The 19,645-nt window shown below is 68.6% G+C and carries 15 protein-coding genes; 9 read left to right on the top strand and 6 right to left on the bottom strand.

The window, feature by feature from the left end; translation table 11 throughout:
* Positions 1-65: 65 nt before the first annotated feature.
* The 5 genes from BLV92_RS15045 (at position 66) to BLV92_RS15025 (ending at position 7,215) form a co-directional block, all read left to right on the top strand.
* Positions 66-2,288, top strand: a complete 2,223-nt coding sequence (locus tag BLV92_RS15045) for a polysaccharide biosynthesis tyrosine autokinase (protein WP_090546153.1) — start codon at positions 66-68, stop codon at positions 2,286-2,288.
* 86 nt (positions 2,289-2,374) lie between these two features.
* Entirely contained in the window at positions 2,375-3,493 is a 1,119-nt protein-coding gene (gmd, locus tag BLV92_RS15040; RefSeq protein WP_090546151.1) for a GDP-mannose 4,6-dehydratase, read from the top strand.
* A gap of 4 nt (positions 3,494-3,497) precedes the next feature.
* Positions 3,498-4,460, top strand: a complete 963-nt coding sequence (locus tag BLV92_RS15035) for a GDP-L-fucose synthase family protein (protein ID WP_090546149.1) — start codon at positions 3,498-3,500, stop codon at positions 4,458-4,460.
* 184 nt (positions 4,461-4,644) lie between these two features.
* On the top strand, positions 4,645-5,787 hold the full coding sequence (locus tag BLV92_RS15030; RefSeq protein ID WP_090546147.1) for a glycosyltransferase family 4 protein: 1,143 nt from the start codon (positions 4,645-4,647) through the stop codon (positions 5,785-5,787).
* Between the two features lie 57 nt (positions 5,788-5,844).
* The gene (locus BLV92_RS15025; RefSeq protein WP_090546146.1) at positions 5,845-7,215 is read left to right on the top strand and encodes a glycosyltransferase WbuB; all 1,371 of its coding nucleotides are present in this window, start codon (positions 5,845-5,847) and stop codon (positions 7,213-7,215) included.
* Between the two features lie 67 nt (positions 7,216-7,282).
* Here BLV92_RS15025 and BLV92_RS32100 read toward each other — a convergent pair whose 3' ends face one another.
* A complete protein-coding gene (locus BLV92_RS32100; RefSeq protein WP_090546144.1) occupies positions 7,283-7,903 on the bottom strand; it encodes a hypothetical protein in 621 nt (206 codons plus the stop codon).
* Between the two features lie 233 nt (positions 7,904-8,136).
* Here BLV92_RS32100 and BLV92_RS15015 point away from each other — a divergent pair, with 233 nt between their 5' ends.
* Positions 8,137-8,844 carry a DapH/DapD/GlmU-related protein gene (locus BLV92_RS15015; protein ID WP_244283800.1) on the top strand — a complete coding sequence of 236 codons (708 nt, stop codon included), beginning with the start codon at positions 8,137-8,139 and terminating at the stop codon, positions 8,842-8,844.
* Between the two features lie 41 nt (positions 8,845-8,885).
* Here the strand turns inward: BLV92_RS15015 and BLV92_RS15010 are convergent, their stop codons facing one another.
* Entirely contained in the window at positions 8,886-10,097 is a 1,212-nt protein-coding gene (locus BLV92_RS15010) for a glycosyltransferase (RefSeq protein WP_177197917.1), read from the bottom strand.
* Positions 10,094-11,461, bottom strand: a complete 1,368-nt coding sequence (locus BLV92_RS15005; protein WP_134042277.1) for a hypothetical protein — start codon at positions 11,459-11,461, stop codon at positions 10,094-10,096. The genes BLV92_RS15010 and BLV92_RS15005 overlap by 4 nt, the downstream gene beginning before the upstream one ends.
* A gap of 264 nt (positions 11,462-11,725) precedes the next feature.
* On the opposite strand from BLV92_RS15005, the gene BLV92_RS15000 reads away from it, so the two are divergent.
* A complete protein-coding gene (locus BLV92_RS15000; protein ID WP_090546140.1) occupies positions 11,726-12,877 on the top strand; it encodes an acyltransferase family protein in 1,152 nt (383 codons plus the stop codon).
* A gap of 115 nt (positions 12,878-12,992) precedes the next feature.
* Here BLV92_RS15000 and BLV92_RS14995 read toward each other — a convergent pair whose 3' ends face one another.
* Positions 12,993-14,279, bottom strand: coding sequence for a glycosyltransferase (locus tag BLV92_RS14995; RefSeq protein ID WP_090546138.1), 1,287 nt, complete (start codon positions 14,277-14,279; stop codon positions 12,993-12,995).
* 289 nt (positions 14,280-14,568) lie between these two features.
* On the opposite strand from BLV92_RS14995, the gene BLV92_RS14990 reads away from it, so the two are divergent.
* A complete protein-coding gene (locus BLV92_RS14990; protein WP_090546137.1) occupies positions 14,569-15,816 on the top strand; it encodes an oligosaccharide flippase family protein in 1,248 nt (415 codons plus the stop codon).
* A gap of 99 nt (positions 15,817-15,915) precedes the next feature.
* Here the strand turns inward: BLV92_RS14990 and BLV92_RS14985 are convergent, their stop codons facing one another.
* The gene (locus BLV92_RS14985) at positions 15,916-17,073 is read right to left on the bottom strand and encodes a glycosyltransferase family 4 protein (RefSeq protein ID WP_090546135.1); all 1,158 of its coding nucleotides are present in this window, start codon (positions 17,071-17,073) and stop codon (positions 15,916-15,918) included.
* A gap of 400 nt (positions 17,074-17,473) precedes the next feature.
* Between BLV92_RS14985 and BLV92_RS14980 the strand changes: the two genes are divergently transcribed.
* Positions 17,474-18,406, top strand: coding sequence for a glycosyltransferase family 2 protein (locus tag BLV92_RS14980; RefSeq protein ID WP_243842435.1), 933 nt, complete (start codon positions 17,474-17,476; stop codon positions 18,404-18,406).
* A gap of 134 nt (positions 18,407-18,540) precedes the next feature.
* Here the strand turns inward: BLV92_RS14980 and aroG are convergent, their stop codons facing one another.
* On the bottom strand, positions 18,541-19,614 hold the full coding sequence (aroG, locus tag BLV92_RS14975) for a 3-deoxy-7-phosphoheptulonate synthase AroG (protein ID WP_090546133.1): 1,074 nt from the start codon (positions 19,612-19,614) through the stop codon (positions 18,541-18,543).
* Positions 19,615-19,645 lie beyond the last annotated feature (31 nt).

Here is a 19,645-nt window from a genome sequence, read left to right as displayed (position 1 = left end):
GGCGAATGGTGGGCGGGCGCAATGCGCGTCCGCCCGGATGACTCTGTTTCCGACAGGTTACGACGATGGCGATCAACTTCGACGGCAACTACGGCGCTGCGGGCACCGACGAGCGCTATCTGGGCGACTATCTGCAAACGGTGATCGCGAACTGGCGCGTGATCGCGCTCGTGACGCTCGCGGTCACGCTGCTCGGCTGTGCGTATGCGTTCCTCGCGCGGCCGACCTATCGCGCGGACGTGCTGTTCCACGTGATCGACAAGACGGACAACGACAAGAAGGACAGCCTTCCGCCGTTGACCGGCGTGTTCGACACGAAGACGTCCGCGTCCGCGCAGATCGAGATGCTGAAGTCGCGGCTCGTCACCGAGGAGACGGTGCGGGCGCTGCATCTCGACGTGGGCGCGCATCCGCGCGAAATTCCGTTTATCGGCGGGCTGCTGTCCGGACTCTTCGACGGCAGTTGGGGCGTGCGGCTGCCGGCGTCGCTGAAGCCGTCCGGCTTCGCGTGGGGACGCGGCCAGATCGGCGTGTCGCGCTTCGATACGCCGTCCGCGCTGTACGACCGCGACTTCACGCTGGTCGCCGGCGAGAACGGCTCGTTCGTGCTGCGCGACCCGGACGGCATCGGGCTGCTCGAAGGTCGCGTCGGCGAGGACATCGCCGCGAACACGCCGGACGGCCCGATCGCGCTGCGCGTCGACCGGTTGAGCGGGCCGCCGGGAACGCCGTTCACGCTGACGCGCGCATCGACGTTCAGCACCGTCGAGCGCTTGCAGAAGGCGGTCGACGTGCAGGAGGTCGCGTTGCAGTCCGGCGTGATCCGCGCGCGCCTCGAAGGCCACGACAGCGCGCAGACCGCGACGATCCTGAACAGCATGGCGCGCGAGTTCATCCGCCAGGACGTCGAAAGCCGCTCGGCCGAGGCGGAGCACATGCTCGCGTTCGTCGACCAGCAACTGCCGCAACTGCGCGCGGAACTCGACGCGTCCGAGCAGCGCTATAACAAGTTCCGCAACCAGCACGGCACCGTCGATCTGAGCGAGGAAAGCCGGCTGCTGCTGCAACAGATCGTCGACAACAAGACGCGGCTCGTCGAATTGCAGCAGCAGCGCGCGGAGATGTCGCAACGCTTCACCGCGAAGCATCCGGCGGTCTCCGCGCTCGACGCGCAGATCGCGACGCTGCAAGGCGCGCAGGGGACGCTGACGCGCAACGTGTCCGCGCTGCCCGACACCGAGCAGACCGCGGTGCGGCTGCTGCGCGACGTGCACGTGAATACCGAGCTTTACACGAACCTGCTGAACAGCGCGCAGCAGTTGCGCGTCGCGAGGGCGGGACAGGTCGGCGACGTGCGGGTCGTCGATTTCGCGGAGCCGCCGGACGATCCGGTGCGGCCGAAGCGCGTGCTCGTGATCGTCGCGAGCATCGGCGTCGGGCTGATTCTCGGCGTGATCGTCGCGTTCGTGCGCAAGTCGCTGTACGGCGGCGTCGAGCGTCCGGACGAACTCGAAGCGGCGCTCGGCGTGCCGGTGTTCGCGGTCGTGCCGCGCAGCTCGCAGCAGCTGCGGCTGCAGCACAACGTGTCGTCGCGCCGGCGCGGCCTGCACGTGCTCGCGCAGCAGTCGCCGCAGGACATCGCGGTCGAGGGCGTCAGAAGCCTGCGCACGTCGCTGCAGCTATCGCTGAACAACGCGCGCAACAACATCGTGATGCTGACCGGCTCGCGGCCGGACGTCGGCAAGTCGTTCCTGTCGGTGAATCTCGCGGCGCTCGTCGCGTCGGTGAACAAGCGCGTGCTGATCGTCGACGGCGACATGCGGCGCGGCGACGTGCATTCGCACTTCGGCGTGCCGCACCAGCCCGGCCTGTCCGACGTGCTGCTCGGCGCGGACCTGCGCTCCGCGATCCAGCGCGAGGTGCTGCCGGGCCTCGACGTGCTCGCGAAGGGCTCGCTGCACTCGCACCCGTCCGAACTGCTGATGAGCGCGCGCTTCGAGACGCTGCTCGAAGAACTGCGCGCGCAATACGACCTCGTGATCATCGACACGCCGCCGGTGCTCGCGGTGACCGACTCGACGGTGATCGGCCGCTACGCGGGCACGACGCTGCTCGCGATCCGCCACGGCCGCCATCCGCTGTCCGAACTGGAAGAGACCGCGAAGCGGCTGCGCAACGGCGGCGTGAACCTGCGCGGCGTGCTGCTGACCGACGTGCCGCAGACCGGCGCGTTCACCGGCGGCGGTTATCGCGGCGGCTACTACGGTTACGAAAGCATTGGCGGTTAGCAGCACGTGCCGTTCGCGCCGGCACGCGGCCGGCGCGAACGGTTGTCGGATGACGGAATCCATTTCGCACACGCGAGGAGAGCACGATGGCTCGTAAGATTGCCTTGATAACCGGGATCACCGGTCAGGACGGTTCGTATCTGGCAGAACTGCTGCTTCAGAAGGGCTACGAGGTGCACGGCATCAAGCGCCGCGCGTCGCTCTTCAACACCGACCGCATCGATCACCTGTACCGCGATGCGCACGATCCCGAACCGGGCATCCAGCTGCATCACGGCGAGCTGACCGATTCCACCGGCCTGTTGCGGGTGATCCAGCGCGTCGCGCCGGACGAGATCTACAACCTCGCCGCGCAGAGCCACGTCGCGGTGTCGTTCGAGGAGCCGGAGTACACGGCGAACGCGGACGGCCTCGGCACGCTGCGCATCCTGGAGGCGATCCGCATCCTCGGCCTCGCGCAGAAGACGCGCTTCTACCAGGCGTCGACGTCCGAGCTGTACGGGCTCGTGCAGGAGGTGCCGCAGCGCGAGACGACGCCGTTTTATCCGCGCAGCCCGTATGCGGTCGCGAAGCTGTTCGCGTACTGGACGACGGTGAACTATCGCGAGGCGCACGGCATCTTCGCGTGCAACGGCATCCTGTTCAACCACGAGTCGCCGCAGCGCGGCGAGACGTTCGTCACGCGCAAGATCACGCGCGCGATCGCGCGGATCGCGGTCGGGCTGCAGAAGGCGGTGTATCTCGGCAACCTGTCCGCGCTGCGCGACTGGGGCCACGCGCGCGACTACGTCGACATGCAGTGGCGGATGCTGCAGCAGGACATGCCGGAGGACTACGTGATCGCGACCGGCGTGCAGTACAGCGTGCGCGACTTCGTGCGCGCGGCGGCGGCCGAACTCGGCATCACCGTGCGCTTCGAGGGCAGCGGCGTCGACGAGGTCGGCGTCGTCGATGCGGTGGACGGCCGCGACACGCGCGTCGAGCCGGGCGACGTGATCGTGCGCGTCGATCCGCGCTACTTCCGGCCGACCGAGGTCGAGACGCTGCTCGGCGACGCGACCAAGGCGCAGGAAAAACTCGGCTGGAAGCCGACCACGTCGTTCCATTCGCTGGTGAAGGAAATGGTGCGCGCGGACTTCCAGATCGCCCGGCGCGATGCGCTCGTCACGCTCGCCGGCTTCAAGGCGCTCGAACATCACGAGTGAGGCCATGGACAGGAACGCACGAATCTATGTCGCCGGCCATCGCGGGATGGTCGGCTCGGCGCTGGTGCGCGCGTTGCAGGCGCACGGCTACGGGAACCTCGTCACGCGCACGCACGCGGAGCTGGACCTGACCGACCAGGCCGCCGTCGACGAATTTTTCGAGGGCGAGCAGATCGACGCGGTGCTGCTCGCGGCCGCGCGGGTCGGCGGCATCCTCGCGAACGCGACCCAGCCCGCGCAGTTCGCGTACGAGAACCTCGCGATCGAGACCAACGTGATCGGCGCGGCGTACCGCGCGGGCGTCGAGCGGCTGGTGTTCTTCGGCTCGTCGTGCATCTATCCGCGCGTGTGTCCGCAGCCGATCAGCGAATCGTACCTGCTGACCGCGCCGCTCGAAACGACCAACGAGGCGTATGCGATCGCGAAGATCGCCGGGCTGAAGCTGTGCGAGGCGTACAACCGCCAGTACGGCACGCACTTCGTGTCGCTGATGCCGACCAACCTGTACGGCCCGAACGACAACTACGACCTGGCCAGCAGCCACGTGCTGCCCGCGCTGATCCGCAAGGCGCACGAGGCGCGCGCGAGCGGCGAGCGCACGCTGACCGTGTGGGGCTCGGGCACGCCGCGCCGCGAGTTCCTGCACGTGGACGACCTCGCGGACGCGACGATCTTCGTGCTGGAGCACGACACCGGCGACGGTCTGTACAACGTCGGCGTCGGCGAGGACCTGACGATCCGCGAACTCGCGGAGCGCGTGTGCGAGACGGTCGGCTTCGGCGGCGAGCTGGTGTTCGACGCGACCAAGCCGGACGGCACGCCGCGCAAGCTGCTCGACGTGTCGCGGCTCGGCGGGCTCGGCTGGCGCGCGCGCATCGGCCTCGAAGAAGGGCTCGCGCGGACCTACGACGATTTCCTCCATACGCATGCGCTGCCTGCGTGCGAAGTGGGGGCGCGGGCTGCCTGAGTGTCTGCGGGCGGCGGGCGTCGTGCGCGGGACCGGCTGAACGACGTCCGCTTTTTCTGGCCCGGCGAGCGCCGGCCCGCGGCGTCGCGAGCCGGCTCTCGCCGGACGGTCGAGCGAAACGGGGAGCCGCGCGCGGCGTGAGCGACAGCCGGCAGGCGGAGCCCGCATCACGAGGAGCAGTCCGATGACTGCATCAGTGAAGATTTTCCACAACGTGGTCTGGTCGCGCCACAAGGGTGCCGTGTTCACCGCGCTGCACGACATCTCGGCGGCGGGCGCGATCCGTTATTCGATGGTGCAGATCGCGGACACCGAACACGACCGCGTCGGCTTTTCGGACGTCGATTATTCGTTCCATCGTTATCCGATGCAGAAGCTGTTCGACGGCTGTTACGAGGACGTGCCGATGCTGCGGATGGTCCGGCGTCTCGTGTGGGAAGTGTTCAGCGCGAAGGCGGACCTGATCGTGCTGCCCGGTTATCACCGTCCCGAGTACTGGGCGATGCTCGCCGCGTGCATCGTCACCGGCAAGCGGCGCGCGGTGTTCTGCGACTCGACCGGGCGCGACCGGCCGCGCCGGCTGCACACGTCGATCGCGAAGCGGCTGTTCTTCTCGTTCTGCGACGGTTATTTCGGGTTCGGCGAACGCAGCCGCGAGTATCTGATGTCGCTCGGCGCGAAGCGCGAAAAGATCTTCGTGCCGTGCCAGGCGGCCGCATTGCCCGGCTCGTTCTCGCCGGAGCGTGCGCTCGTCGAGCGCGCGCGCTATCGCGACGGCAATCCGCCGGTGTTCCTGTTCGTCGGGCGGCTGTCCGGGGAGAAGGGAATTTCGACGCTGCTCGAAGCGTTTGCGCGTCTCTACCGGCGGATTCCCGAGGTGCGGCTGCGTCTGGTCGGCACCGGGCCGCAGCGCGCGCAACTCGACGAGCAGGTCGCGGCGCTCGGCATCGACGGCGCGGTGACGTTTCTCGGCAGCCTGCAGGACGAGCCGCTGTCACGCGAATACTACGGCGCGACCTGCCTCGTGCTGCCGAGCCGCAGCGAGCCGTGGGGCCTCGTCGTGAACGAGGCGCTGTCGCACGGCTGCCCGGTGGTCGTCAGCGAGAGCTGCGGCTGCGTGCCGGAACTCGTGATCGACGGCGTGAGCGGCTACACGTTCCCGGCCGGCGACGCGGCCGCGCTGCAACGGACGATGCGCAAGGCGATGGAGGCGTTCGTCGATGCCGAAGGCACCGCGCGCCGCTGCATGGACGTGATCTGCCGCTTCGACCCGCCGTCGGCCGCCGCGAACATCGCGCGCGGCTGCGCGCTGATGCTCGGCGGCTGAGCGCATTTCATCTCACCCGGCCGTGCGCCGCATGAAGCGAACGAGGACGATGAAGCGATGAAGATTCTGGTCTATGGCTTGAACTACGCGCCTGAAATGTCGGGGGTCGGCAAATATACGGCGGAAATGACGGAGCTGCTCGCGGCGCGCGGCCACGATGTGCGGATGGTCTGCGCGCCGCCTTATTACCCGCAGTGGCGGGTGCAGGACGGTTACCGCGCGTGGCGCTACCAGCGCGACGAATGGCATGGCGTGCGCGTGTGGCGCGCGCCGTTGTGGGTGCCGTCGCGGCCCGGCGGGCTGAAGCGGATCGTGCATCTCGCGAGCTTCGCCGCCGCATCGCTGCCGCTGTTGATCCGGCACGCGGCGTGGCGGCCGCAGGTCGTGATGCTGATCGCGCCGACGCTGCTGTGCGCGCCGGGCGCGCTGGCGGCCGCGCGCGCGGCCGGCGCGAAGACGTGGCTGCACATCCAGGACTTCGAGGTCGACGCGGCATTCGATCTCGGGCTGCTGCAAGGCGGCCGCGCGGCGCGTTTCGCGCGCGCGATGGAGCGGCTGCTGCTGCGCCGCTTCGACGTCGTGTCGTCGATCTCCGCGAAGATGGTCGAGCGCGTCGTCGACAAGGGCGTCGATGCGCAGCGCGCGGTGTGCGTGCCGAACTGGGTCGACACGAGCGCGATCTATCCGCTGCCGGCGCCGAGCGCGTATCGCGAGCGGCTCGGCATTCCGGCGGACAACACCGTCGTGCTGTACTCCGGCAACATGGGCGCGAAGCAGGGCATCGAGATTCTCGCGGACGTCGCGACCGCGCTCGCGCCGAGACGCGACATCAGCTTCGTGTTCTGCGGCGACGGCGCGGCGAAACGCGAACTCGCGGCGCGCTGTGCGTCGCTGCCGAACTGCCACGTGCTGCCGCTGCAGCCGACCGCGTCGCTGAACGAACTGCTGAACGTCGCGGACATCCACGTGCTGCCGCAACGCGGCGACGCCGCCGATCTGGTGATGCCGTCGAAGCTGACCGGCATGCTCGCGAGCGGGCGCGCGGTCGTCGCGATGGCGCGGCCCGGCACGAGCCTGTTCGACGTCGTGTCGAACCACGGCGTCGCGGTGCCGCCCGAGGACAGCGGCACGCTCGCGGCGACGATCGTCGCGCTCGCGGCGGACCCGGAGCGCCGTGCGGCGCTCGGGCGCGCGGCGCGGCAGTACGCGCAGCGGATGCTGTCGCCGCATTCGATCTTCGGCGCGCTCGATGCGCGGCTCGCGGCGCTCGTGCAGGGCGGCGCGATGACGCCGGCGGTGGCGACCGCCGCGGTCGATGCGGCGGCCGTCGGTGCGCTTGCCGCCGGCGCGCACGGCGTCGCATCCGATGCGGCGGTCGGCGCGGCCGGCCCCGCGCTGCCCGAGATCGAGCAGTCGGATGCGCAATAGGCGTTGCAGGCTGTGACCGGCGCGGCGCGCGTGCCTTAACGGTGCGCGCCGCGCTTCGCGATGCGTTTCACCACGGCGACCGGTACGGCTGACCGGCGGCCGTGCGCTGCGCTTCATAAGGATCGCGATACACCGGCGACGCCGATGCGCTGCCGTAGCGGTAGCGCGACGACGCGCCCGACCCTCCCCCCTGGCCGCCCGCGCCGTTCGCGTCCGACGCGTTGCCGGCGCGGCCGAAGCGGCGTATCGAGCCGCCGCCCCCGCCGTCGCTGCCCGGATCGCCGGACGTCATGCTGCCCGCCGCGAAGAACTGGGACGGGCTCACGATCGTCATCCGCTGCTCGCTCATCAGCGCGTCTTCCTGCGACGCCGGCGACGAGTCGTCGCTCGCATACGGGTCGAACGTCGAACGCGGGCCGCCGAGCAGCCGCCGCTCGTCCGCGCGCGCGCGCCGCGTCGCGGCCGGAAGGTCGTCGTCGTTCTTTTGCTGACTGGCGCCCGGCGAGCCGGCCGCCGAGGTGGACGCCGCCGCGTTGGCGCTGTTCGCCTGCGCGTGCGCGATCGATGGATACGCGGCGCACACCGCGGACACGGCGGCGGCGAGCACGAACACGAACGCGGCCTGCGTGAGATGCGGGCGGGCGCGCGGCGCGCTGGCCGCCGGGGACGAACGAAGGAGCATGCACATGGGCGTCTCCGCTGTGTGCCGCAGACGATGCGGCGTCATTCGTGCATGGTGCCCACGCCGCTTCGCGCGTCGCCGCCAAAACACTTCCCGTGTCGGACACGCGTGCGGTGCGATGCGGCACGCGCCGGATAATGGCCGCGTGAAGCGGGTGCGGCAGGGGGCGTCGCGCGATGGGTCGCGTCGCGCGGGCGGCCTGCCCGGCGGCGGGCAACGCAACCGCGCAAGGAGCGTTCATGACGGAAGCGGTGAACACGGTGAACCGGATCGGCGGCCTGCGTGCCGCGACGATGCCGGACGACGCAGAGCCGGCGCCGCGCGCCGCGTCCGCGGCCTCCGCGGCGACCGCCGCGCAGCCGCGCGCCGACGCCGGTTCCGATACCGACGCACGGCGTGACGGCCGCGTGATCGACCTGAGTCTCGCGGGCAAGGGCAACTACGTGTCGCGCCGCGGCAAGCTCGTGCAGGCCGCGTGGTACGTGGTGGAGACATGGGTGCTCGACAATCGCCTGCTGCCGTTCTCGGGGCTGCGCGCCGCATTGCTGAGGCTGTTCGGCGCGAAGATCGGGCGCGGCTGCCGGCTCGTGCATCCGATGCGCGTGAAGGCGCCGTGGAACCTGCAGATGGGCGACCACTGCTGGGTCGGCGTGGACGTGTGGATCTACAACCAGGCGCCGATCCGGATCGGCTCGAACGTGTGCCTGTCGCAGGGGACGTTCCTGAGCGCCGGCTCGCACGAGATGCGCACGAACATGGACCTGCACGTCGAGCCGATCGTGATCGAGGACGGCGCGTGGATCTCGTCGAAATGCGTGGTGCAGATGGGCGTGACGATCGGGCGTTCGGCGGTCGTCACGCCGCTGTCGGTCGTGCACCGGTCGCTCGAAGCCGAAGGCGTGTACGGCGGCAATCCGTGCCGCTTCATTCGCTGGCGCTTCGATTGACGACTCACGGGCCGCGCATCGCGCGCGGCCCGTGGGTTCGCCTAGTTTCTGGCCGACGCCGTCCGCATTGCGCGTTCCGCGCGCGAGCGCGCGTCCGCGTTCGACGGATGCTCGTGCAGCAGCGCGAGCAGCGCCTTCACCATGCCTTCCACCGCGAAGCGCGCATCGAACGTGCGCCGCGCCTGCGCGCGCATCGCGTGGCGCGCCGAGTCGTCGAGCGCGCGCCACGACGCCAGCATCTGCTGCGTGCCCGCGATCGTATCGGGAGCGACGAAGCCCGCATGGTCGCTGTCGATCTCGCGCCACACGTTCACCTTGTCCGACACGAGCACCGGCAGCCCGCACGCCAGCGCCTCGGCGACCGCGACGCCGAAGTTCTCCTGGTGCGAAGGCAGCACGAACACGTCGCTCGCGTAGAACGCGCCCCACTTGAGGTCTCCCTGCAGCATCCCCGGCCAGCTGATCCGGTGCGCGATGCCGTGCGACTGCGCGATCGCCTGCAACGCGGGCTGCCAGTGCGCCGGATCGGGGCCGGCCATCAGCAGATGCGCGTCCGGCGTTTCGCGCGCGTGTTCGGCGAACGCATGGATCAGCATGTCGCAACCTTTTTTCGGATGCAGCCGCCCGAGGAACAGCACGATCCGCTTGTTCTGAAGATGCGGCGACGTTCGCAGGAACGCGTCGCGCAGCGCGTCGGCGCTCGCCGGCGGCGCGCTCGCGCCGAACGGCACGACGCGCTCGTTCGCGCGATACAGCCAGAACGACTCGCGCGCGAGCCGGCGTTCCTCGTCGGTCGTGAAGATCACCGCGGCCGCGTCGCGCAGCACGCGGTATTCGGCCCACGGCCAGTACGCCCACTTCTTCAGATGCTTGACCGGGTACGTGCGGCGAAACCACGGGTCGAGCATCCCGTGCGCGTACACGTAGTACGGCACGTTCGCATCGCGCAATGCGCGGCGCGCGCCGAGGCCGTGGTACTGCCACAGTCCGTGCACGATCGCCGCGTCGAAGCGGGGCGCTTCCGCGCGCAGCCACGGCAGATAGTCGGCGCTGTAGCCGTAGTGGCCGCGGCCCGGGCCGAGCGCGTGAAGCGGCAGCGGAAAATCCCGCACGTACGGCGCGTCGATCGGGTCGAGCGACGCGACCTCGATCTGATGGCCGAGCGACGTCATCGCGAGACCGCTCTGACGCACGCCTTCGATCGGGCCGCCGGAACGCGGATCGACGGTGGACACGAGATGCAGGATTTTCATCTGGGCTCCGAGGTGACGAACGTATTGAGCGATGCGGCCTGCACCGGCCGGGCGAAGTTCGGCTCGGCGCGCTTGCGCTCGCGCACCACGTCGAGCCGGTAATGCAGTTGCGCATACAGCGCGACGGTGAGCCCGAGCGCGACGCCGTACACGAGGCCGGAGAAACGCGCGCCGAGCGGATTGCCGCCGATCGACGTCGCGGGCATCGCGGCGAGCAGCATCACCGCGCGGCCGAACGGCCCGAGCATCGGATCGCGCGGCGCGACGCGCCGCCAGCGCCGGCACGCGAAGCCGGCGCGCAGCAGCGCGCCGAGCACGGCGACGGGCAGGCCGATGCCGAACACGATGCCGCCCGCGAACAACTGGTAGACCCAGAAGTTATGGCCGGCGGTCCAGTCCTGGATCGCGTAGAAATCCTTTTCGCTGATCTGCCCTTGCAGGTCCGGCAGATAGATCGGCGAGTAGCGGTATTCGTGGCCGTAGCCTTCGCCGAACAGCAGCGTGCCGGCCGACGACGTCACCTGGTCGAACTGGTCGCGCATCTCCGCGAGGCGCGTGATCGTCGTCGGATCGCGGCCCGCGCTCGTCTGCTTCGCGGCGAACACGCGCTGCGCCCAGTGATCGGCGACCTCCGGCGCGAACCATGCGGACGACGCCGCGATCAGCGCGATGCACAGCAGCGCGCCGAGCGCGCGCAGGCTCGCCCTCAGCAGATGGCGCAGCGACGGCGATGCGATCCACGTCGCGAACATCGCGAGCAGCGCGGTGCCGACGAGCAGGCTGCGGGTCACGCTCAGCAGCTCGATCAGAAGCGTCGCGATGAACACCAGCACCGTCGTCACCGAGAAGCGCCGCGCGACGATGAACTGATGCAGCAGCACCGCCTGAAGGCCGAGCATCGTCGGCGACACGATCCGGTAGCGAACGTCGTGCAGCGGCCCGCCGACCGCGAGCCCGAACACGAGCGTGAACACGAGGCAGAGCACGTTCGCATACCACAGCGCGTGCTCCATCTGCGCGACGCGCAGCGGTTTCCACGGGCCGCAGGTGGCCACGAAACCGAGCGCGAACAGCATGAACGGCAGCAGCACGCGCAGGTAGTTGCCGACATCGTTGCCCTGCGCGAGCTGCGTGACGACGCTGCCGCCGATGCTCAACGCGACCGCGGTCGCGACGAACGTGCGCAGCGGCGCCGGGTGCGTGAAACGCGGCGCGATCATCACGAGGATCAGCGTGCTGCCGAGCGCCGGGATCACGACGAGCCATTGCGCGGCGAGACCGGACTGCGCGTCCGGCGCCTTGTAGTCGAGTGCGAGGGGCAGCAGGCACATCCATATCCACAGGATGGCGTGTTTGTTTCGCATCGCCGATTCTCCCGGTGCGGAGCAGGGGCTCGCAGGCGGCGGGTGTGCCGCAAGCGAAGGTTCGGTCCACTATAAAACGCCGGAAGTCCGTTGCGCGCGGCGCTGGCGAGATCGGCCTGGGTTGTGGCGGCGCAGAATAAATCGCCCGCCCCGTGCCGCGTGTCCGAGAACGCCGTGAACTTGGCGAACGCAAGCAGGTGCCGGTGACGAAGATGGGCAACGGAAGGCGTGATTCGTCACTGTTATTTGACTGAGGAATGCGTGATGAAGCTATGGCGCGGTACGCGTTCGACGGCGCGGGGGCGGCTGGTCGAACTGGACTTCGTGCGCGGCATCGCGATTCTCGCGGTGATGGGTTTCCATTTCCATACGGTGCGCACCGGCAACCCGCTGATCGAAGCGATCGAGTATCCGCTGAAGAACTTCGGCCGCGAGGGCGTGAACCTGTTCTTCACGCTGAGCGGCTTCCTCGTTGGCGGCCTGCTGCTCAAGCAGTATTCCCAGTCCGGCAGCATCGACGCGCGTCGTTTCATCGTGCGGCGGATGTTCAAGATCTGGCCCGCGTACTATGCGCTGATCCTGTTCCATACGTTCGTCGGCCGGCATCCGCGCGACACCTTCCTGTGGCAGAACCTCACGCATCTGCAGAACTACTACGGCACGTCGATCGCGCAGACGTGGAGCCTCGCGGTCGAGGAGCACTTCTATCTGTTCCTGCCCGCGCTGCTGCTGCTGCTCGCGCGCTGGCGCGTGAACGCGAACGTGATCATCGGCGTGCTCGCCGTGCTGTGCGTCGCGGTGTTCGCCGCGCGCAGCGTCGTGGTCGCGAACGGCAATCTCGACGCGGCGTTCGCGTATACGCAGTACCGGATCGACAGCCTGCTGTTCGGCGTGCTGCTCGCCGCGCTGTACTGGATGAAACCCGACGTGTACCGGCGGCTCGCCGCGCATACCGGCGCGCTGATCGTCGCGGTGGTCGCGCTGTGCGCATGGCTCGTGTTCGCGACGCGCCACACCGCGCTCGATGAAAGCATCGGCTTCACGTTGCAGGCGATCGGCTTCTGCGCGGTGATCGTGCTCGTGCTCGAACATTCGGGAATGTTCAGCGCGTCGTGGTTTTATCGCGCGGTCGCGTGGATGGGCGTGTATTCGTATGGGATCTATCTGTGGCATTCGCTTGCGCTCGCGCCCGGCGACTTTCTGATCCGCAAGACCGCGGCGCTGGCGTGGCCGCCGACCGCGATCTGGGCCATCGTGCTGCCCGCGCAGTTCATCATCGCGATCGGGCTGGGGTATCTGACGACGCGCGCGATCGAATATCCGTTCCTGCGGCTGCGCGATGCGTATTTCCCGGACCGGCGCGCGAAGGTCCCGGCGACCGGCAATGTCGCGGCGGTGGAAGGGCAGTTGTCGTGAGGGGCGAGCTTGCAAACAGATACCGCTGATGCAGCAGTGCCTGCTATGCATCCGTTGTGCGTCGCAGTCATTCGATAACCGGGAATCGGGAATCGGCCGAAGCCCGCCACTGCGTTCACGGCCGCGCCGTGCTCACCGCCTGCTGAAACGACCGCTTGAACTGATCGAGCGTGTTGCGCGCCAGCAGGTTCTCGTTCGCAGGCGTCGCAAGCGAAGCGCCGTCCGCCTCGCCGCTCCATCGTTGCGCGATCACGTCGAGCGCATGCGCGATCGACTCCGGCGAAAGATCGTCGATGCGCGGCCCCAGTCGGCCGTCGCGGCAGAACCAGCCGATCAGCCCGTCCGCGGTCGCGATCACCGGCTTGCCGAACCGGTACGCCTGCACCAGCACGCCGCTCATCCCGTAGTGATGCTTGTAGCCGAGCCACACCGCATCGCACGCGGAAAACAGCGAACGCTCCATGTCGTCCGGAATGAAGCGGTCGAACACGACCGGCTCGTGTGCGAGTTGCAGCAGATGCGCATTCAGGAACTCGCGCGTTTCGTCGTCCTGTTCGCCGGCGATCACGAGCGTCGGCGAATCGCCCTTGCGCGCGAGCGCCTGCACGAGTTCGCGGATGCCCTTGCGCTCGCTGATCGCGCCGTACACCAGCAGATAACGGGCATGCGGATCGAGGCCGAGGCGCTGGCGCGCGCGCTGCGGGTCTTCGACCGGCGTGTCCGGGAACGGGTCGGCGACGTATTCGAGCGGCGCGGCGTGACGCGCGGCGCGTGAGCCGGCGAACCAGTCCGGCAGCGTCGGGTCGATCGTCAGCAGCGTGCGCAGCCCGCGCACGTGCATGCCGCGCGCGAACAGCAGGCCTTTCGCGCGATCGACGAGCGGCCGCCGCGGCGTGCGGATGCCGACCTGCGGATGATGGAACGTCGCGCCCATGATCAGCGCGATCCAGTCGGTCGAGCCGAACGGCGAGCCGAGCATCCCGAGCGTGTAGAAGAAATAATCGGCGTAAGGCACGACGACGAGCTTGACCGGCAGTTCGCGGCTCACTTCGTCGAAGCCGCGCGTGAACAGCGTGTGAAAACGCGCGTAGCTGCTGCGCCGGCGCAGCAGGCCGGGCGCGAGCGTGCGCATGTCGCTGAACGCGATGCGCAGGTTCGGCTGCGGGTTCGACGCGATCCGCTCCGAGAGCGGATGCGAGGCGTGGCGCGGGTCGGTGACGACGATGCAGCGTTCGCCGGCCTCGATGCACGCATCCGCGATCCACTCGACGTAACGCCAGCGGTGGCCGCTGAAGTTCGGCTCGATGATCGCGATCCAGCCGCGTTCCGGTTCGGCGGAGCGGGCCGGGGGCGACTCGGCTGCGACGGCAACGCGGGTGACGGGCGCGGTCACGAGTTCCATGGCGGTCGGCGCAAGGGCGGCGGGACGAAAGGTAGCTTCACCTTAGCATCGCGCGATGGAACAGAAACGCCAGATTGGGTGCATCCGTGTCGGAAACGGACAGGGCGGCGGCCGGCGCAGTCCGAATTTGCCTGGCAGATGGCGTTCCGCGATTTAGCAGACGGTTTAACCTGGCATCACCGAAGGCCGGCGCGCGGCCGGCTTCGCGCGCGAGGCGGGCTGCCCGACGGCGGCGGCGCGCGCAACGATGCGATCAACGGCGGTACGACACACGACACGGAGGCGCAGATTGCGCGCGATGCGGCTGCCGGCAAGGCCGGTGAAGTTGGGTTTCGGTCCGGGTGCGGCGACGTGGGTGCTGTTGCAGCAGGTCGTCGTGCGCGGCCTCGTCGCGGTGAAGTTTCTCGCGATCGGGCGGATTCTCGGGCCGTCCGCGATCGGCCTCGCGAGCGTCGCGTTGCTCGCGGTCGCGATCGCGGAGGCGCTGTCCGATACCGGGCTCTCGCAGGCGATGATCCAGGGCCATGCGCCGCCGACGCGCGACCAGTTCGGCGCGGTATGGACGACCCTCGCGACGCGCGGGCTGCTGGTCGCGCTGCTGCTGGTCGCGATCGCGCCGCTGATGGACGCGCAGTTCCATCTCGGCGGCGCATTGGGCCTCGTGCAGATCGCCGCGCTGCTGCCGCTGCTGCGCGGCGTGTCGTCGCCGGCGTATTTTCTCGCGCAGCGCGACCGGCGCTTCCAGCACATCGCGTGCATCGAGATCGCATGCGCGTGCGTCGACTGCACGGTCGGCGTCACGCTCGCGCTCACGGGCGTCGGCCCGTACTCGCTGCTGATCGGGATGATGACCGGCGAGGCGTTCAAGGGCGTGCTCACGTGGACCACGCTGACGCCGCGTCCGCCGGTGCGGCTGCGCTGGTCCGGCATCGGCCACTATCTCGGCTTCAGCCGCTGGATCTGGGCGAGCAGCGTCGTGAACCTGATGATCAACCAGTTCGACAAGGTGATGGTCGGCAAGCTGCTTGGGCCGACCCAGCTCGGCGCGTACCAGATGTCGTCGCGGCTCGCGCAGATGCTGCTCGCCGATGCGGCGCTCGCGATGTCGCAATACCTGTTTCCGACCTTCGCCGCGCATCATCGGGGCGGGCCGCACGCGGCCGCGCGCCTGTTCCGGATGTATCTCGGCGCGGTCGCGCTCGGGCTCGTCGTCGTGGTCGTCGTGCTGCGCGCGGCGGCGGAGCCGCTGTTCAGCCTCGTGCTCGGTTCCGCGTGGCTGTCGGCGGTGCCGCTGTTCCGGATCTTCGTAATCAACATGGCGATCGGCGCGCTGATCGCGGTGCTCGTGTCGTACCTGCGCGCGATCGGCGACGCGCGCGCGGCGACGCATGCGTCGCTGCTCCAGGTCGTCGTGCTGATCGCGACGGTGCCGGTCGCGACGCAGCGCTGGGGCGTCACCGGCATCGCCTGGGCGATGACGCTCGGGCTGGCGTCGGGGGCGGGGTGGATGCTGTATCGCGCGTTGCGCAGGCGGTGAGCGTTCAGTTGGGAACGCCGTGACGAGCTTCGGATAACGGATGACAGGGCGCGTGTCGTCGCACGCGCTTCCCGCGTCGTCGTGCTGGTGTCAGCGGTATCAGGCCCGCACCGCCGCGTCGACGATCTCCGCGAGCCGCCGGCCGAGCGTCGGCGAATTGAGTTCGTGGTACGCCGCAGACGCGGCTTCGGCCGTGACTCGCATCGCACCGGGCGGCAATGCCCAGATGTGCCGCAGCGTGTCCGCGAGCCCTTCGACGCCGCCGTCGCTCGGAAACACGAAGCCGGTGCGGCCGTTCTCGACGTAACCTGGCTCCGGTCCCATGTGCAGCGGCAGGTGGTCGTGCACGACAGGCGGCAGGCTCAACGCGAACAGGTGAACGATGCTGAGCCCGGCCGCGCCCGGATAACAGCCGACGCGGCAACGCTGGCTGATCGCCGCGATCTCGGCGTCGTCGAATACCGCGCCGTACCAGACCACGTAGTCGCGATCGCCGTAGTCGCGCTTCAGGCGTTCGCCGTGCTCGCCGCCGCCGACCACGTGCAGCGTGATGTTGCGTCCTTCGGCGCGCAACCGGCCGACCGCCTCGATCAGCCGCTCGACCTGCGAACCTTCGCGCAGCCGGCCGATGAACAGCACGCCGTCCTCGCTGCCGGTCTTCGTGGACGGATCGACCGTATGCGACACCGTCAGCGAGTTGTTCGCGACGACGAGCTTGTTGGGCGGGCAACCGATCTGTTCGAGCGACGAGCGCGACGCCTCCGTATAACAGACATAGCGCGTTGCAAGCGCGACCGCGAGCCGATAGCAGATCGCGCGCCTCAGGCCGGCGGGCTTGTAGCGGTACAGCCCCTGGCCATGGATCAGCACCGGCACGCCGATCACGCGCCCGGCGACGAGCGCGAGCCACAACGACAGATAACGGACGTCCGCGAAGATCAGCACCGCATCGGGGCGCTCGACCACGATGCGCCTCAGCACGTGGCTCTGCATGTGGATGCGCCGCGACAGCAGGCGTCCGATGCGCGTCTCGACGAACTCCTCGCAATGAGGCATCTCGCGCGAGAAGCCGCTGGCCTCGACGCCTTCGGAACGCGCGAACACCTTTACGTTGAAGAGCCGGTTCAGCGATTCGACGACTTCGACGCGATAACGCGCGATCAACGGCTGCACGTAGAACACGGTGGGCCGCGTCGTGCGCGTTGCGCATTCGCCGGGACAGAGGCCCGGTTCGGTGGACGTGATCCTGTTAGTCACGTGGCGGCTCCGGAGAATGAACGCGACGGGTTTTCGCGATCTGCCTAGTAGTTGTAGGTGAATTGCCACGCGAGCGGAACTAGAAAATAATTATTAGACGAAACCGTTCGGTGGTGCGGCGCTATGGCATGCGATGAAGCGCAGCACCCTTATTTTCAGGCGTCGAAACGCGCTCGATGCAGTGTGAATGAAGCCGTATTCGGCGCATCGCGGATGCACTGTTTGAATCGGTCGATGAATAGAACGTTTCGGACAACTTCAGTCGAATGGGCGGGGGCGAACCGAGGCGGCGTGTTAACCTCGAAGCGCTTCGTCGTGAAGTGCGCGATCTGTACTGTACTGCGCGGTCGCGCGATGCGCGACGCAGCCGCCGAGCGACCACCGGAAAGCGGAGAACCCGATGACGACCCTCGCGACCGACGACATTCCGCTTGCAGCGACGGACGATGCGAAACCGCGTCTGCGCGTTTCGGTCGTGATCGCGACGAAGGGGCGGCCGGCCGCGACCGCGTGGGCGGTGCGACTGCTCGCGCGGCAGACGGTGCGTCCCGATCAACTGATCCTGTCCGGCAGTTGCGACGCGGACATCGGCCCCTACGACGCCAACGGTCTGCGTGTCGACGTGCTGATCGGCACCGCGGGTTCGAGCGTGCAGCGCAATCGCGCGCTCGATGCGCTCGCGCCGGACACCGACGTCGTGATCTTCTTCGACGACGACTTCGCGCCCGAGCGCCACTGGATCGAGCAGTGCGCCGACGTGTTCGCCGCCGACCCGTCGCTTGCCGGATTGTCCGGCCGCACGCTGCGCGACGGCGCGACCGGACAGCCGGTTGCGTGGGAGGAGGCGCTCACGCTGGTCGATGGCGCCGAAGCGGCCGCGCTGCAACGTCCGCCGCTCGATCCGTGCACGTCGCTGTATGGCTGCAACATGGCGTGCCGCGTGCAGTCGATCGGCGACCTGCGTTTCGACGAACGGCTCGTGCTATACGGCTGGCTGGAGGACAAGGACTTCTCGCGGCGGCTGTCGCGGCGCGGGCGGCTCGTGCGCTGCAATTATCTGCTCGGCGTGCATCTCGGGATGCAGGGCGGCCGTGTGTCGGGGCGCAAGTTCGGCTACTCGCAGGTCGTGAACGCGATGTACCTGTGCCGCAAGGGCGTGCTGTCGCGCAAGGAGGCGGCGAGCAACATCGTGCGCGCGCTCGGGATGAACTGCGTGAAGTCGGTGCGGCCCGAAGCGCACCTCGACCGGCGCGGGCGGCTGATCGGCAACGTCATCGGCATTGCCGAGATGTGTCTGGGTTCGGTGAAACCGGAACGCGCCGCGCGCCTGTAGCCGACATGAAAAAGCCCGCGACTCGCGCGGGCTTCGGTATGGCTTCGTGCTTCGCTTCGAACGGCGGCTTGACGAAGGCGTCTGCGTAGCGCAGGGAGCGCAGCGCGCCTTCGACCGCATTCGCCAGCGGACGATCAGTTCCCGCTGCCGCGCGCGACGCGCCGCTGCCGGACCGCTTCGGCCAGCCCTTCGAGCACGGGGATGCTCTCGTCCCAGCCGATGCACGCATCGGTGATGCTCTGCCCGTAGGTGAGCGCGCAACCTTCCTTCAGGTCCTGGCGGCCCGCGACGAGATGCGATTCGATCATCACGCCGACGATCCGCTCGTCGCCGGCCGCGAGCTGACGGCCGATGTCCGCGCAGACCGGAATCTGGTTCTCGTGTTTCTTCTGGCTGTTCGCGTGGCTCGCGTCGATCATCAGGCGCGCGGCGAGACCGGCCTTGCCGATGTCCGCGCACGCGACGTTCACGCTGTCCGCGTCGTAGTTCGGCGCCTTGCCGCCGCGCAGGATCACGTGGCAGTCCTCGTTGCCGGCGGTCGACACGATCGCCGAGTGGCCGCCCTTCGTGACCGACAGGAAATGGTGCGGCTGCGACGCGGCTTTGATCGCATCGACGGCGATTTTCACGTTGCCGTCGGTGCCGTTCTTGAAGCCGACCGGGCACGACAGCCCGGACGCGAGTTCGCGGTGCACCTGGGACTCGGTCGTGCGCGCGCCGATCGCCCCCCACGAGATCAGGTCCGCGATGTACTGCGGGCTGATCATGTCGAGGTACTCGGTGCCGGCCGGCAGGCCGAGTTCGTTGATCTGCACGAGCAGTTCGCGCGCGGTGCGCAGGCCGTCGTTGATCTTGAAGCTGTTGTCGAGATACGGGTCGTTGATGAGCCCCTTCCAGCCGACGGTGGTGCGCGGTTTTTCGAAGTACACGCGCATCACGATCTCCAGGTCGCCGGCGAAACGCTTGCGCTGCTCGACGAGCTGGCGCGCGTATTCGACCGCGGCCTTGGTGTCGTGGATCGAGCACGGGCCGATCACGACGATCAGGCGGTCGTCCATCCCGTGCAGGATGCGGTGCAGTGCGCGGCGCGATTCGTAGATCAGGTTCGACGCGGCTTCCGAGCACGGGAATTCGCGGATCAGGTGGGCGGGCGGCGTGAGTTCTTTCAATTCCCGGATGCGGACATCGTCGGTGTTGTGCGGGGGCATGGCTGGTTCTCCTGATCCGTTCGTAGCGTGT

Origin of the sequence: Paraburkholderia caballeronis (assembly GCF_900104845.1) — a bacterium.
GTDB lineage: Bacteria > Pseudomonadota > Gammaproteobacteria > Burkholderiales > Burkholderiaceae > Paraburkholderia > Paraburkholderia caballeronis.
This window is presented reverse-complemented; position numbering and strand designations above follow the sequence as displayed.

Excerpts from the sequence above, each read along its gene's own strand:
- BLV92_RS15045 (WP_090546153.1), top strand. The coding sequence starts at position 66 with ATGGCGATCAACTTCGACGGCAACTACGGCGCTGCGGGCACCGACGAG.
- gmd (WP_090546151.1), top strand. The coding sequence starts at position 2,375 with ATGGCTCGTAAGATTGCCTTGATAACCGGGATCACCGGTCAGGACGGT.
- BLV92_RS15035 (WP_090546149.1), top strand. The coding sequence starts at position 3,498 with ATGGACAGGAACGCACGAATCTATGTCGCCGGCCATCGCGGGATGGTC.
- BLV92_RS15030 (WP_090546147.1), top strand. The coding sequence starts at position 4,645 with ATGACTGCATCAGTGAAGATTTTCCACAACGTGGTCTGGTCGCGCCAC.
- BLV92_RS15025 (WP_090546146.1), top strand. The coding sequence starts at position 5,845 with ATGAAGATTCTGGTCTATGGCTTGAACTACGCGCCTGAAATGTCGGGG.
- BLV92_RS32100 (WP_090546144.1), bottom strand. The coding sequence starts at position 7,903 with ATGTGCATGCTCCTTCGTTCGTCCCCGGCGGCCAGCGCGCCGCGCGCC.
- BLV92_RS15015 (WP_244283800.1), top strand. The coding sequence starts at position 8,137 with ATGACGGAAGCGGTGAACACGGTGAACCGGATCGGCGGCCTGCGTGCC.
- BLV92_RS15010 (WP_177197917.1), bottom strand. The coding sequence starts at position 10,097 with ATGAAAATCCTGCATCTCGTGTCCACCGTCGATCCGCGTTCCGGCGGC.
- BLV92_RS15005 (WP_134042277.1), bottom strand. The coding sequence starts at position 11,461 with ATGCGAAACAAACACGCCATCCTGTGGATATGGATGTGCCTGCTGCCC.
- BLV92_RS15000 (WP_090546140.1), top strand. The coding sequence starts at position 11,726 with ATGAAGCTATGGCGCGGTACGCGTTCGACGGCGCGGGGGCGGCTGGTC.
- BLV92_RS14995 (WP_090546138.1), bottom strand. The coding sequence starts at position 14,279 with ATGGAACTCGTGACCGCGCCCGTCACCCGCGTTGCCGTCGCAGCCGAG.
- BLV92_RS14980 (WP_243842435.1), top strand. The coding sequence starts at position 17,474 with ATGACGACCCTCGCGACCGACGACATTCCGCTTGCAGCGACGGACGAT.
- aroG (WP_090546133.1), bottom strand. The coding sequence starts at position 19,614 with ATGCCCCCGCACAACACCGACGATGTCCGCATCCGGGAATTGAAAGAA.